This is a genomic window from Bradyrhizobium sp. SZCCHNR1098, assembly GCF_032489375.1.
Taxonomy (GTDB): Bacteria; Pseudomonadota; Alphaproteobacteria; order Rhizobiales; family Xanthobacteraceae; genus Bradyrhizobium.
Genome location: NZ_JAUEXY010000002.1, coordinates 76,217 through 91,050, shown reverse-complemented (window position 1 = coordinate 91,050; position 14,834 = coordinate 76,217). Strand labels below are relative to the sequence as shown.

Below are 14,834 nucleotides of genomic sequence, written 5' to 3'. Positions count from 1 at the left end.
CTCCTGCTCTCCCCCGCCGCGATGCCGCGGCGCAGTATCGGACCCGACACTGCAACGGCACCCTCTGCCTGTCCGACGCCTCCCAGCGAAGCTCAGCGTCGAACGTTCATCTCGTTCGTAACCCTGGCGCCGACGTCAGACCGATGGCCTGCCGCACCTGCAGTGAACATCGGCGCCGGACCACGATCAACCCGCCTGCTTCACGCGCATGTACCACTCGACCAGCCGACGGACCTGCCGCTCGGTGTAGCCGCGTTCGACCATGCGCGCGACGAAGTCGTCGTGCTTCTTCTCGGTCTCGCCGTCCTTCTTGGTACCGAACGAGATGACCGGAAGCAGATCCTCGACCTGCGAGAATATCCTCTTTTCGATGACTTCGCGGATCTTTTCGTAGGAGGTCCAGGACGGATTTTTGCCTCCATTCTGGGCTCGGGAGCGCAGCGAGAACTTGACAACCTCGTTGCGGAAGTCCTTCGGGTTGGCGATCCCGGCCGGCTTCTCGATCTTGGTCAGCTCCTGGTTCAACAGCTCGCGATTGAGCAACTGTCCCGTATCGGGATCCTTGAAGTCCTGATCCTCGATCCAGGCGTCGGCGTAGTCGACGTAGCGATCGAACAGGTTCTGGCCGTAATCGGAGTAGGATTCGAGATAGGCCTTCTGGATCTCGTGGCCGATGAACTCGGCGTAGCGCGGCGCGAGATCCGCCTTGATGAATTCGAGGTAGCGCTTCTCGATCTCCTCGGGCAGTTGCTCGCGCTTGATCGACTGTTCCAGCACGTACATCAGATGCACGGCGTCGGCCGATACTTCCGCCGTATCGTGATTGTAGGTCGCAGCCAGCACCTTGAAGGCAAAGCGGGTGGAGATGCCGTCCATGCCCTCGTCGACGCCGGCAGCATCGCGATATTCCTGCACGCTGCGCGCCTTCGGATCGGACTCCTTGAGGCTCTCGCCGTCATAGACCCGCATCTTGGCATACAGCGTCGAGTTCTCATGCTTGCGCAGGCGCGACATCACCGAGAAGCGGGCGAGCGTGTCCAAGGTCGCCGGCGCGCAGGGCGCGGTGGAGAGCTCGGAGCCCTGGATCAGCTTCTCGTAGATCTTGCGCTCCTCGGTGACGCGCAGGCAGTACGGCACCTTGATGACGCAGATGCGGTCGATGAAGGCCTCGTTGTTCTTGTTGGTCTTGAAGCTCTGCCACTCCGACTCGTTGGAGTGGGCGAGGATCACGCCGTTGTAGGGAATGGCGCCGATGTTCTCGGTGCCGATATAGTTGCCTTCCTGCGTCGCCGTCAGCAGCGGATGCAGCATCTTGATCGGCGCCTTGAACATCTCGACGAATTCGAGAATGCCCTGGTTGGCGCGGTTGAGACCGCCCGAATAGCTGTAGGCGTCGGGATCGTTCTGCGCGTAGGTCTCGAGCTTGCGGATATCGACCTTGCCGACCAGCGAGGAGATGTCCTGGTTGTTCTCGTCGCCGGGCTCGGTCTTGGCGATGCCGATCTGGCGCAGCCGCGACGGCTGGATCTTGGCGACGCGGAACTGCGAGATGTCGCCGCCGAAGGCTTCGAGCCGCTTGTAGCACCACGGGCTCATCAGGCCGGACAAGCGGCGGCGCGGAATGCCGTATTTCTCCTCGAGCATCGGGCCCAGCGTGTCGGGATCGAACAGGCCGAGCGGCGACTCGAACACGGGGCTCAGCTCATCTCCGGCCTTGAGCACGTAGATCGGATGGGTTTCCATCAACTGCTTCAGCCGTTCGGCCAGCGACGACTTGCCGCCGCCGACCGGTCCGAGCAGATAGAGGATCTGCTTGCGCTCTTCGAGACCCTGCGCGGCGTGACGGAAGAAGCCGACGATGCGCTCGATCGTGTCCTCCATGCCGTAGAAGCCGGCGAATGCAGGATACAGGCGAACCGTCCGGTTCAAAAAAATACGGCCAAGGCGTGGGTCCTTGGCCGTGTCTATCATCTGAGGCTCGCCGATCGCAGCTAGTAGTCGTTCAGCGGCGTTCGCGTATCGCATCGGGTCGGTTCGACACGATTCTAGATATTCCTGCATCGACATGTCGGTCTGGCTGCGTGCCTCGAACGACCTTGCGAACGCGTTGAACAACGAATCGTTGTACATGATCCCTCTCCACGTAGGTTCCGCCGCACTGCTGCAACGGGCCGAGATCCAAGTACGTTCCTGCTGATCCCGAACCGACTCAGAGTGAAGCGCGCTAGCCCCCATTGGGCACCGTCTTCGTCCTTTTCCGCAACGCAAAGTGCATGCAGCATATGCCCTATCAACATGCACTTCGCTCAATAGTTCGGCAAAAGCCGGCCGACTCTCCCCATTTGTACCTCATTGTCTCTGCTTCGCAACATCCGCAATACCCCGGCACCGTAGTCTCCCTGCGCCGCACAAGGTGTTGTGAAGCCACGTGAACTGGTGGCGTGACAGCTCCAAAATCAGTCTCTCTTCCCGAAGTGAACCGCGAGTGAACGCAGCTCTTCTCGCGAGCGCTCCAGGCAGGGAACGTCTCATTCGCTGCGCGACCTGATGCGCGCCGGCCACGGCGGCCGACCAAACATGGGCCTGCTGCGACCGCATCTGCCGTCGCTCATACAACGTCCTCGAGCGAGCGATGACCGCGCGCATCTCATAGGGCCGCGCGCACGCATGTTCGCCGCCAGATCCGAACGTCGTGAAATAACGCGCGGCCGAAGCCGGATGGATCACTCGATGCCGATCATTGCCATGATCACACGGCAGTTCGCCGCTGAGCATCTGCAGCCGGAAAGCATCATGGGTTATACGCCGACACTCGTGAGGCGCTGCCGAGGCGACAACCGCGAGACGTTCGCCATGATCCGTTGCGTAGGGCACCATTACCCAGAACACATGTGGCACCTTTCCAGCATTGCAAGCCGGAGAAGCTTTCGATCGACGGCATTTGCTTGCCTCCCGGGAGCCTCTCCGGCGCACGAGCGCTGCTGAGGTTGACGCAGGCCGAACGCCGACCGCGCTCTGGCGGCTCCGCCGCGCGCTTCGGCCGGAACGATCAGCGGCGGGCTTCGCGTCGCCTGCCGATCTCCCTCCGGACGCGCCCCGCCGGCACGTCACCCCGGCTCGAAGCTCTTGGGATTCCAGAGGGATCAATCCATTATGAATGGCGTTCTCCTGAGGGCTGGCGCATAGTTGTTCATGTGAGGTCCCGATCGACCTGGCAGCTGCCAGGCGGGAACCCAAAAAAGCAAGCCGACGCACATAGATAGGCATCATGAATCCGGTCAAAGCTCTCGAAGAACACGGCCAGGCGGTCTGGCTCGATTTCCTCGCACGCGGCTTCGTCGCCAAAGGCGACCTCAAGCGGCTGATCGATGAGGATGGCGTCAAGGGCGTCACCTCGAATCCCGCGATTTTCGAGAAGGCGATCGGCAGCTCCGACGAATATGACACACCGATCGCCACGGCGCTGAAGAACGGCGATCGATCGCCGACGCAGCTGTTCGAGGCCGTTGCCGTCGAGGACATCCAGAATGCCGCCGACGTGCTGCGGCCCGTCTATGACCGCTTCGATGGCAATGACGGCTTCGTCAGCCTCGAAGTCTCGCCCTATCTGGCGATGGACAGCAAGGGCACGATCGCCGAGGCCGAGCAGCTCTGGACGGCGGTCGACCGCAGGAATCTGATGATCAAGGTGCCGGCGACCAACGCCTGCCTGCCGGCCATCCAGCACCTGATCTCCAAGGGCATCAGCGTCAACATCACCTTGCTGTTTTCGCAAGACGTCTACCGGCAGGTTGTCGAAGCCTATATTGCCGGCCTCGAAGCCTACGTCGGCGCCGGCGGCGATCCGTCGCATGTCGCCAGCGTGGCCTCGTTCTTCGTCAGCCGCATCGACAGCGTGGTCGACAAGCAGCTGGACGAGAAGATCGCCCAGGCCAATGATCCGACCGAGAAGGAGCGGCTGGCCGCGCTCAAGGGCAGGATCGCCATCGCCAATGCAAAGATGGCGTATCAGGACTACAAGCAGCTGTTCGCCGGCGCGCGCTGGGAGCGGCTGGCCAAGCAAGGGGCAAAGCCGCAGCGGCTGCTCTGGGCCTCCACCGGCACCAAGAACAAGGATTACAGCGATGTCCTCTATGTCGAGGAGCTGATCGGGCCGAACACCGTCAACACCGTGCCGCCGGCCACGCTGGACGCCTTCCGTGATCACGGCAAGGTGCGCGACAGTCTGGAGGAAGACGTCGATGCCGCCCAGACCGCCCTTGAGGATCTGGCGAAGACCGGCATCTCGCTCGACGACATCACCGCAGATCTCGTGATCGACGGCGTCAGGCAGTTCGCGGACGCCGCCGACAAGCTCTATGGCGCGGTCGCGCACAAGCGCGCCGTCGTGCTCGGGACCGGGCTTGGGCAGCAATCGATCGCGGTTGCTGCTGATCTGCAGAAGAAGGTCGCCGCCGCCACCGAGGACTGGCGCAAGGACGCCAGGATCCGCCGACTCTGGCACAAGGACGCGACGGTCTGGACCGGCCGAGACGAGCACAAATGGCTGGGCTGGCTGACCAGCGCGGAGAAGGCCGACATCGCCGATTACGGGGACTACGCGCAGCGGGTGAAGGGACAGAAATTCTCCGACGCCGTGGTCCTCGGCATGGGCGGCTCCAGCCTCGGGCCGGAGGTGCTCGCCGAAACGTTCCCGCGCAGGGCTGGCTTCCCCAAGCTGCATGTGCTCGACTCCACCGATCCGGCGCAGGTGCGCGCGATGGAGAAGGCGATCGACATCGCCAGGACGGTGTTCATCGTCTCCTCCAAGTCGGGCGGCACCACCGAGCCGAACGCGATGAAGGACTATTTCTTTGCGCGCGTCTCCGATGCGATCGGGCCCAAGAAGGCCGGACATCGCTTCATTGCCGTGACCGATCCCGGCTCGTCGCTGGAGAAGGCGGCCAAGGCACAAGGCTTCGCCCGCATCTTCCACGGCGAGCCGAGCATCGGCGGCCGCTATTCGGTGCTGTCGCCGTTCGGCCTAGTGCCGGCCGCCACCGCCGGCATCGACGTGCGCAGGCTGATCACGCTGGCGCTGTCCATGGTGCGCTCCTGCGGGCCCGACGTGCCGCCGCTACAGAACCCGGGTGTGCAGCTCGGTCTGGCGATGGGCCTTGCCGGCCTCGAAGGCCGCGACAAGGTGACGATCTTCGCCTCGCCCAAGATCGCCGATTTCGGCGCCTGGGCCGAGCAGCTGATCGCGGAGTCCACGGGCAAGGAAGGCAAGGGCCTGATCCCGATCGATGGCGAACCAGTCGCCTCGCCCGAGGTCTACGGTCATGATCGCTTCTTCATCGACATCAAGGTCGACGGCGACGAGGTGGCGGGCCATGACGCGAAGCTCGCCGCGCTCGAGGAGGCCGGTCATCCGGTCGTGCGCATCGTCATGACGTCGATCGACCAGCTCGGCCAGGAATTCTTCCGCTTCGAGATAGCGACCGCTGTTGCCGGCGCCGTGCTCGGCATCAACCCGTTCGACCAGCCCGACGTCGAATCGGCCAAGATCAAGACCCGCGAACTGACCGCGGCGTTCGAGCAAAGCGGCGCACTGCCGGCGGAGGACCCCGTCGTGGCGATCAAGGGCTGCGAGCTGTACACCGATGCGCAGAACGCCGAGAGCCTGCGCGGGCATGGCGCCGACGGAACGCTCGCGTCCTGGCTGAAGGCGCATCTCGGCCGCGCCGGCGACGGCGACTACATCGCCCTGCTGGGCTATATCGACCGCAATGCAGGCAATATCGACACGCTGCAGCGGATCCGGCTGAGGCTGCGCGATGCCAAGCACCTCGCCACCTGCGCCGAATTCGGTCCGCGCTTCCTGCACTCGACCGGCCAGGCCTACAAGGGCGGTCCGGACAGCGGCGTGTTTCTCCAGATCACCGCCGACGATGCCGAGGATCTGCCGATCCCCGGGCAGAAGGCGAGCTTCGGCGTGATCAAGGCGGCGCAGGCGCGCGGCGATTTCGACGTGCTCACCGAGCGCGGGCGCCGGGCTCTTCGGGTCCATCTCAAGGGCAATCTGAAATCGGGCCTCAAGATGCTCGACAGCGCGATCAGCGAAGCGCTGAGCTAGGAAGGGCCTCGTCGATGCAGCTTGGAATGATCGGTCTCGGGCGGATGGGCGGCAACATCGTGCGCCGCCTGATTCGCGCGGGGCACTCCTGCGTGGTCTATGATCGCGACGCAAAAGCCGTGGCCGCGCTGGTCTCCGAAGGCGCCACCGGCGCCGCGAGCCTCGAGGAGTTCGTCGGTAAGCTCGCCACCCCGCGGCACGCCTGGGTGATGCTGCCGGCCGGCAAGATCACGGAAGCCACGGTCGAGCAGCTCACCGGGCTAATGACCCGAGACGATGTCATCATCGACGGCGGCAACAGTTTTTGGCAGGACGACGTCCGCCGCGGCAAGGCGCTCAAGGAGCGCGGTCTGCACTACGTCGACGTAGGCACTTCCGGCGGAGTCTGGGGCCTCGATCGCGGCTACTGCATGATGATTGGCGGCGATAAGCCGGTCGTCGACCGGCTCGATCCGATCTTCGCCGCGCTCGCGCCTGGGATCGGCGACATCCCGCGCACACCGGGCCGTGATGGCCGCGACCCGCGCGTCGAGCAGGGCTATCTGCATGCCGGTGCGGTGGGCGCCGGGCACTTCGTCAAGATGATCCACAACGGCATCGAATATGGCCTGATGCAGGCCTATGCCGAGGGCTTCGACATCCTCAGGAATGCGAACAGCGCGGCGCTGCCGCAGGCGCACCGCTTCGACTTCGATCTCGCAGATATCGCCGAGGTGTGGCGCCGCGGCAGCGTCATTCCGTCCTGGCTGCTCGACCTCACCGCCAGCGCATTGGCGCGGCAGCCCGGTCTGGAGAAATATTCCGGCTATGTCGAGGATTCGGGCGAGGGCCGCTGGACCGTGAATGCGGCGATCGACGAGGCGGTGCCGGCCGAGGTGTTGACCGCCGCCTTGTTCGCCCGTTTCCGCTCGCGCCAGGAGCACACGTTCGCGGAGAAGATTCTCTCGGCCATGCGCGAAGGCTTCGGCGGACACAAGGAGCCCGAACAGCACCCAGACCCGGCGCGCCAGAGCGCGCCCGAGATCGTCAAGCCGAAGGCGGACCGCGCGTGACCGCCCACCGTTCGCATCAGCCGCAACACCAGAAGCCTGACGCCTGCGCCTTCGTGATCTTCGGCGTGACCGGCGATCTGACCCATCGGCTCGTCTTGCCATCGCTTTACAATCTCGCGGCCAATCATCTGCTGCCGGACAGGCTCTGCATCGTCGGCATTGCCCGCAAGGGCATGTCGAGCGAGCAACTGCGCGACAATCTCATGGAAGGCCTGCGCAAATACGCGACGCGCCCGATCGAGGACGAGATCGCCCAGCGACTGCTGCAATGCGTGACGGCGATCGAGGCCGATCCGAAGGAGCCGGAAAGCTTCGATCAGTTGAAGGCGAAGCTGGAAAAGCTGGAAGCCGCGCGGGAGACCCACGGCAATCGGCTGTTCTATCTGGCGACGCCGCCGAGCGCCTTTGCGCCGATCGCGCAACAGCTCGGGCGCGTCGGGTTGCTGCGCGAGGACGGCAAGGCTTGGCGCCGCCTCGTAGTGGAAAAGCCGTTCGGCACCGATCTCGCCTCGGCCAAGAAGCTGAACGACGAGCTGCTGCAGCTCGTGACCGAGCACCAGATCTACCGGATCGATCATTACCTCGGCAAGGAGACGGTGCAGAACATCCTGGTGCTGCGTTTCGCCAATGGCATGTTCGAGCCGATCTGGAACAGGCATCACATCGACCACGTGCAGATCACCGTCGAGGAGAAGCTCGGCGTCGGCACGCGCGGCAGCTTCTACGACGCCACCGGCGCCCTGCGCGACATGGTCCCCAACCATCTATTCCAATTGCTGTCGCTGGTGGCGATGGAGCCGCCAGCACGGTTCGATGCACATACCGTCCGCTCCGAGAAGGCCGAGGTGCTATCGGCGATCCAGCCGTTGAGCGAACGGGAGGCGCTGCTCAACTCGGTGCGCGGCCAGTACACGGCCGGCATGATCGGCGACGCCGAGCTGCCCGACTATGTCAGGAGCAAGGACGTCCGTACCGACAGCACCACCGAGACCTATGCCGCCTTCAAGCTCACGATCGACAATTGGCGCTGGGCCGGCGTTCCGTTCTATCTGCGCACCGGCAAGGCGCTTGGCGCCAAGCGCACCGAGGTCGCGATCAAGTTCCGCCAGGCGCCGTTCGCGATGTTCAGTTGCACGCCGATCGAAACCCTGGCCGAAAACTATCTGGTCATCGGCATCGAGCCGACCCAGAGCATCACGCTGCAGTTCAACACCAAGGTACCCGGCCCCACCATCCGCACCGACGGCGTGCAGATGAAGTTCAACTACAAGGACTATTTCCAGGCTGAGCCGGCCACCGGCTACGAGACGCTGATCTATGACTGCATGATCGGCGACAATATCCTGTTCCAGCGCGCCGACAGCGTCGAAGCCGGCTGGAAGGCCGTCGAGCCGTTCATCGGTGCGTGGAAGAAGGCTGGCCGCGATGGCCTGCATTCCTACGCGGCCGGCAGCGAGGGACCTGAGGCGGCGGCCGATCTCCTGGCCCGCGACGGCCGCAGCTGGCGCAAGCTGGTTTAGCCGTGGCCGGGCCGCAGGACCGCAAGCTCGTGCGCGTCGCCGACCGGGCGACGATGGCGAGGGTCGCGGCCGAACATCTCCTGGCTCGGACTGATACCAATCCGGGACGCGTGGCCATCTGTCTCACCGGGGGATCGAGCCCGAGGCAGCTCTATGAGCTGCTGGCGACGGACGCTTATCGTGAACGGATTCCATGGCCGCGCGTCCACTGGTTCATCGGTGACGAGCGATATGTTCCGCCCGGCGATTCCCTGCACAACATGACCACGGCACGTCACGTGTTCCTCGATGCCTGCGCGCCGGCCGCGAACATCCACCCGATCGCGACCGATGGGTCGGACCCGGAGGCCATTGCCCGCGACTATCAGCGCACGCTGGAAGCGTTCTACGGCGCCGCGCGGCTCGACTCCGGGCGGCCGCTGTTCGACCTCGTGCTGCTCGGCATCGGTCCCGACGGCCATGTCGCGTCGCTATTCCCCGGCTTTCCCGCAATCGACGTCACCGATCGCTGGGTTGTCGGCGTCGACAAGGCTCACGTCGCCCCCTTCGTGCCGCGGATCAGCCTGACGTTGCCTGCGCTCGCCTCCTGCCGAACCATGCTGTTCGAGGTCGCCGGTGCCGACAAGCGCGCGATCATGGCGCACGTGCTGGCCGGTGAGGACCTGCCCGCCAATCGCGCCCGCTCGATTCAGGAGACGATCCTGCTCATCGACAGCGAGGCCTGGCCGGAGGGGCGAAGTGGCGAGATCTGACCTGCCCCATGCGCTCGTCATCATGGGCGTGTCCGGCTCCGGCAAGAGCACGATCGGACAAGCATTGGGCCAGCGCCTCGGCTGGCGCTTCGAGGATGGCGACAGCTTTCACCCGCCCGCGAACGTCGCCAAGATGAGCGCCGGCCACCCGCTCACGGACGAGGATCGCTGGCCCTGGCTGCAGGCCATTGCGGCGGAGATCGCGCGTTGCCGTACTGCGGGCCAGCACATCATCATCGCCTGCTCTGCGCTCAAGAAGGCCTATCGCGACATCCTCGTCGGCGGCCGCAACGATGTCCGCATGGTCTATCTCCAAGGCAGTCAGGAGCTGATCGGCGAGCGGATGAGCCATCGCGAGGGGCACTTCATGCCGCCGGGCCTGCTCGCCAGCCAGTTCGCCACCCTGGAACCACCTGGGGCCGCCGAGCATCCCATCACCGTCTCGGTCGACGCGCCGGTCGCGGCGATCGTGGACGACATCATGCAACAGCTTCACGCCGGTCGGCGCTGCTCCTGACCGCGAACAGGAAGGGCTCATGACCCGCATCGCTCTCGTCGTATCCGACGTCGACGGCACGCTGCTGACCAAGGACAAGGTTCTGACCGAGCGGGCCGCGAAGGTGGCGCGACGGCTGCACGAATGCGGCGTCGCCTTCACGCTCACCTCGAGCCGCCCGGCGATCGGCATGCGCTTTCTGATCGAGCCGCTGCAGATCAGCCTTCCGGTCGGCCCGTTCAACGGCAGCTCGATCATCGGCGCCGACATGCGCCCGCTCGAGCAGAGCCTGATCCCGCCCGCGGCCGCCGCGCGCTGCGTCGATCTTCTCCATCAATCCGGCGTCGACATCTGGGTCTTCACCAATGATGCCTGGCTGACGCGCAATCCGGACGGCGAGTACGTCCCGAACGAGCGGCGCGCCATTCGCGCGGAGCCGACGATCGTCGACGATTTCTCCCCCTATCTGTCGAACGCCTGCAAGATCGTCGGCGCCAGCAGCGATTTCGAGCTGCTGGCGCGCTGCGAGAGCCAGATGCAGCAGGCATTGGGGGCGGAAGCGACCGCTGTCCGCTCGCAGAGCTACTATCTCGACATCACGCCGCCAGGCCGCAACAAGGGCACCTTCGTCAAAGCGATGGCCCAGCGGCTCGGTATCCCGCTCGACCAGGTCGCGACCATCGGCGACATGCATAATGACGTCGCGATGTTCGAGGTGAGCGGCTTGTCGATCGCCATGGGCAATGCCAGTGACGAGGTGAAGAGCAAAGCCAAGCGGATCACCACGTCCAACCAGGACGAAGGCTTTGCCAATGCCATGGAGATGATCCTGGCAGAAAACGCGCAAGGCTCATCCGCAAGCTGACACGCGGCAGCTCAGGCTTCCGACCGCTGCCTCGCGGGTTTGTCGCTGGCCTTCTTGGCACTGCTCAGATTCTGCGCCGTGTTGATGAGCGCGATATGCGTCAGCGCCTGGGGAAAGTTGCCGGTCTGCCGCCGTGCCTCGGTGTCGTACTCCTCGGCCAGCAGTCCGACGTCGTTGGCGATGTTCACAACGCGGCGGAACAGCGTCTCGGCTTTTTCGGTGGCGCCCGCCAGAACATGCGCGTCGGCCAGCCACAGCGTGCAGGCCAGGAACGCGCCTTCAATCGGCTGCTGCTCGTCCGGAGAGACGTCGCGCGGATCGTGCCGGAGCACGAAGCCATCCCGCAGCAGATGCTGCTCGATCGCCTCGACCGTGCCGCGAATGCGCGAATCGGAGCACGGCAGGAAGCCGACCGCCGGCAACAGCAGCAGGCTGGCATCGAGCAGCCGCGAGCCATAGGACTCGACGAAGCTGCCGAGGCCTTCGTCGTAGCCCTTGTCGCAGACGTCGCGATGAATGGCCTCGCGCAGCCGCCGCCAGCGCTCCAGCGGCGCCTTGAACCCGAACTTCTCCGCGCTCTTGATCGCGCGATCGAACGCGACCCAGGTCATCACCTTGGAAAACACGTAGTGACGGCCATCGCCGCGGCGTTCCCATATGCCGTGGTCGGGCTGGTCCCAGACGTCGGTGAGATGGTCGAGCACCGCGCATTCCAGGTCCCAGGTGCCGTCGTCCAGCTTGAGCTTGGTCATGCGGGCCTGGTGGAAGGCATCCATCAGCTCGCCGTAGACATCGAGCTGGAGCTGCGCATGCGCGGCATTGCCGATCCGCACCGGCTGGGCACCCTCGTAGCCCGGCAGCCACTCGGCCTCCCACTCCATCAGCCGCCGCTGGCCCATGATGCCATACATGATCTGCATATAGGCGGGAGCGCCGGCCGCGGCGCGCAGCAGCCAGTTGTGCCAGGCCAGCGCTTCCTCCGTGTAGCCCGAGTTCATCAGCGCCAGCAGCGTGAATGTCGCGTCACGCAGCCAGCAGAACCGGTAGTCCCAGTTGCGCCGGCCGCCGAGCTTCTCCGGCAGCGAGGTGGTCGGCGCCGCGACGATGCCGCCGGTCGGCGCGTAGGTGAGCGCCTTCAAGGTGATCAGCGAGCGCATCACGAGCGCGCGATGCTCGTCCTGATGGGTGCAGCGCCGCGACCAGTCGGCCCAGAACGTTTCGGTGTCATCAAGCGCCCGATCCGGATCGATCGCCTTGGGCACCGGCAGATGCGACGGACCGTAGGTGAGCACGAAGGGCACGGTGTCGCCGGCAGCGACCTCGAACTCCGCCACCGTGGTCATGTCCTCGCCGCGGGTGGCGACCGGCGTGTGCAACACCGCCATGTCCTGGCCGCAGATGGCGAGCAGCGCGGAGCGATCCTCGGAACGCTTGACCCAGGGAATCTCGATGCCGAACCCGAAGCGGATGATCAGCTCCATCCGCATGGCGACCCGGCCGGAGACGCCGCGGACCAGCCGCACGACATCTGAGGCGCTGCCCCGTGGAGGCATGAAATCGATCACCTCGACGGTGCCGGTCGCAGTTTCGTATCGCGTCTCGAGGATGAGGCTGTCGCCGCGATAACGGCGAGACGTCGATCGGACGTCGCCGCGCGGCTCGATCAGCCAGCGGCCATGGCTGCGATCTCCCAGCAAGGCTGCGAAACAGGCATCCGAATCGAACGCCGGCCAACACAGCCAGTCGATCGACCCGTTCCGGCTCACCAGGGCAGCCGTCTCACAATCACCAATCAGCGCGTAGTCTTCGATCCTGCAGGACATTTGGCATCCGCGTGCAACTGCCCCCCGCAATCCCCCCGTTCTAAACGCCGGCCGGGCTGATCCGTTCGGCGGTCGCCGCCTTCAACGCCGCGACGCTGGTCGCACCGGCGATGTCCTCGAGCTTGATCGGCATCTTGCGGCGCCAGTTCGGATGCTCGTCGATCGTGCCGGGAATATTGGGCTGATCGACCACTTCCAGCAGATCCTCCAGGGAAATCACCAGCAGCCGGGACCGCGTCCGCGACAGGAAGGCGATCGCTGAGTGGACGTCGTTGGCTCGAATGCCGTTTTGGCGGAGCACCTCGTCCCAGAGCCCCAACGCATCCCAGCGATCCTGGTCGCTTTCACCGGGATCGATGCCCAGCCCGCGTTTGGTCTTGAGATCGCCGAACGAGCGCCAGCCGGCATAGGTCGAGAGATCGTGGGTATTCAGCGTCACCAGCGCATTCGGCGGATAGAAGTCGACATCGCGGAAGCACCCGTTGTCGTCGCGTTCGAAGATCATCACCTTGTAGGACCACAATCCCCAATCGGCCATCTGCTCGCGAAAGCCCTCCGGCACGGTGCCGAGATCCTCGCCGATGACGATGCATTCGTTGGCGACGCTCTCGATGACGGTTGCGGCGAGCAGCGCCTCGAACGGCATCTGCACGTAAGCGCCCTGCTTGGCCGGAAATCCGTGCGGCACCAGATAGAGCCGCTTCAAACCGAGCACATGGTCGAGCCGGATCGCGCCGGCATGCCGCATCGACGCCCGGACCATTTCCCGGAACGGCTCGAAATTCTTCAGCGCCAGTCCAGGCGCGTTGAAGCCGGCGAGCCCCCAGTTCTGCCCGACCGTGTTCAAGGGATCGGGCGGCGCCCCGACCGACAGCGTGCGCGAAATGGCGCCCTGCTCGTTCCAGGCATCGAAACCGTCGGATTGAACGCCGACCGCGACGTCGAGATACAGACCGACCTTCATTCCCAGCCGCTGCGCGAGATCCCTGCAATGGCTCAATTGTCGTTCGGCGAGCCACTGCACATAGGCGACGAAATCGGCCTCCCTCCGATCGGGGCCGCTGAGCAGCGCCGCGCAGCGCCCAGCATCGGGCTGCCGCCACTCCTCGGGCCAGTCCCACCACGGCTTCTGGAAGCGATGCCGCAACACCTCGAAGCAGGTGAAGCGCGCCAGCAGATCGCCGCGCTCGGCGCGGTAGGCCATGAACTCCGCCGCCGCGGCGGCGTCGGGCGCAGCCATGAAGGCGTCGAAGGCTGCGCGCAAGGCCGGCCATTTCAACGCCGCCACTCCCTTGTAGTCCACCAGCTCGGCCCGCCGCAGCGGCTCGAGCACCTTGCTGTCCGGCCCGTTCGCGAAGCCGGGCGCCTGCTCCACATCGACATAGAGCGCATTCAGAAACAGCCGGCTATTCGGTGCATAGGGGCTGAAATCGCCCGGCCGGTCGTCGAACAGCGCGTGCAGCGGATTGAGGCCGACGCCATCGGCGCCGAGCTTGGCGCAAAGCGTGATGAGATCGGCAAGATCGGTGAAATCACCCATGCCCCAGTTGCGACCGGTTCGAATGCCGTAGAGCTGGACCGCCAGCAGCCAGACGCGATCGAAATCACCGCCGAAGGCCTTCGCCGGCGCGACCAGCAGCGGCAGCTCCTCGCGGTACGACGACGCATCCACCAGCTCGAGGCGATAGCTGCCGACCGGCAGCTCACCCGGCCACTCGACCAGGGCCTCAGCGGCCTGCCCGGAGGCTGTCTCAGCGTCGCCACGCCTGATGGTCCACCTGACTGGCAGCTTGGCCGCCTCGTTGAGGCGGCTGCGCGCCGGCTGCCCGGACCGAATCACGACCGCGCCGCTCAGCAGCCGATGAGGCGTGGGCCTGGGAAAAGCCTCAACGATGATCTTGAGCGCCGCTTCGTCGGTCACGCGACGGTGCCCCTGACCATCGTAGAATTCTGTCAGGATTCCGAGACTATGGGCTTCGCTGTAGAGATCCATTCGGCACGCGATCTGGACGTAACGGGAGACGTACGTCGTAAATTGTTGTGGGACGGCAAGAAGATAAGCCCCTAACGCCGCGGCATGGCCGTCGTTCCCGGGGGAACAAAACGAGCCTTGCAGCTTTGTAAGGGGGTCGTCTCGGTTTCTAGCGAACCGGGACGCCGTTTTCTTGTCAATGGCATCACCGTGAACAAATTTGCGCACACGTTCGAGAG

The 14,834-nt window shown here is 64.8% G+C and carries 9 protein-coding genes; 6 read left to right on the top strand and 3 right to left on the bottom strand.

The genetic code is table 11. The annotated features are described in order from the left end of the window. Positions 1 to 186 precede the first annotated feature (186 nt). Entirely contained in the window at positions 187 to 2,130 is a 1,944-nt protein-coding gene (locus QX135_RS04610) for a PrkA family serine protein kinase (RefSeq protein WP_315755266.1), read from the bottom strand. A gap of 1,138 nt (positions 2,131 to 3,268) precedes the next feature. Between QX135_RS04610 and QX135_RS04605 the strand changes: the two genes are divergently transcribed. Genes QX135_RS04605 through QX135_RS04580 form a run of 6 tightly spaced genes read left to right on the top strand, consistent with a single transcriptional unit; the run spans position 3,269 to position 10,800 of the window. Continuing rightward, entirely contained in the window at positions 3,269 to 6,115 is a 2,847-nt protein-coding gene (locus QX135_RS04605) for a bifunctional transaldolase/phosoglucose isomerase (protein WP_316177154.1), read from the top strand. A 14-nt stretch (positions 6,116 to 6,129) separates the two neighbouring features. Then, entirely contained in the window at positions 6,130 to 7,167 is a 1,038-nt protein-coding gene (gnd, locus tag QX135_RS04600) for a phosphogluconate dehydrogenase (NAD(+)-dependent, decarboxylating) (RefSeq protein ID WP_316177156.1), read from the top strand. After that, a complete protein-coding gene (gene zwf, locus QX135_RS04595) occupies positions 7,164 to 8,687 on the top strand; it encodes a glucose-6-phosphate dehydrogenase (RefSeq protein ID WP_316177158.1) in 1,524 nt (507 codons plus the stop codon). Before gnd ends, zwf begins: the two co-directional genes overlap by 4 nt. Before the next feature lie 2 nt (positions 8,688 to 8,689). Beyond that, positions 8,690 to 9,439, top strand: coding sequence for a 6-phosphogluconolactonase (gene pgl / locus QX135_RS04590; RefSeq protein ID WP_316177160.1), 750 nt, complete (start codon positions 8,690 to 8,692; stop codon positions 9,437 to 9,439). After that, positions 9,426 to 9,956 (top strand): gluconokinase, encoded by a 531-nt coding sequence (locus tag QX135_RS04585; protein ID WP_316177162.1) that lies wholly within the window; start codon positions 9,426 to 9,428, stop codon positions 9,954 to 9,956. Before pgl ends, QX135_RS04585 begins: the two co-directional genes overlap by 14 nt. A 19-nt stretch (positions 9,957 to 9,975) precedes the next feature. Continuing rightward, positions 9,976 to 10,800: an HAD family hydrolase gene (locus QX135_RS04580; protein WP_315738656.1), complete on the top strand. Its 825-nt coding sequence runs from the start codon at positions 9,976 to 9,978 to the stop codon at positions 10,798 to 10,800. An 11-nt stretch (positions 10,801 to 10,811) separates the two neighbouring features. On the opposite strand, the gene QX135_RS04575 is transcribed toward QX135_RS04580, so the two are convergent. Next, positions 10,812 to 12,623: a glycoside hydrolase family 15 protein gene (locus QX135_RS04575; protein WP_315782028.1), complete on the bottom strand. Its 1,812-nt coding sequence runs from the start codon at positions 12,621 to 12,623 to the stop codon at positions 10,812 to 10,814. A gap of 40 nt (positions 12,624 to 12,663) precedes the next feature. Then, positions 12,664 to 14,616, bottom strand: coding sequence for a 4-alpha-glucanotransferase (gene malQ / locus QX135_RS04570; protein ID WP_316177164.1), 1,953 nt, complete (start codon positions 14,614 to 14,616; stop codon positions 12,664 to 12,666). Positions 14,617 to 14,834: the final 218 nt, after the last annotated feature.

Coding starts and splice junctions, on each gene's coding strand:
- QX135_RS04610 (WP_315755266.1), bottom strand. CDS start 2,130: ATGTACAACGATTCGTTGTTCAACGCGTTCGCAAGGTCGTTCGAGGCA.
- QX135_RS04605 (WP_316177154.1), top strand. CDS start 3,269: ATGAATCCGGTCAAAGCTCTCGAAGAACACGGCCAGGCGGTCTGGCTC.
- gnd (WP_316177156.1), top strand. CDS start 6,130: ATGCAGCTTGGAATGATCGGTCTCGGGCGGATGGGCGGCAACATCGTG.
- QX135_RS04580 (WP_315738656.1), top strand. CDS start 9,976: ATGACCCGCATCGCTCTCGTCGTATCCGACGTCGACGGCACGCTGCTG.
- QX135_RS04575 (WP_315782028.1), bottom strand. CDS start 12,623: ATGTCCTGCAGGATCGAAGACTACGCGCTGATTGGTGATTGTGAGACG.
- malQ (WP_316177164.1), bottom strand. CDS start 14,616: ATGGATCTCTACAGCGAAGCCCATAGTCTCGGAATCCTGACAGAATTC.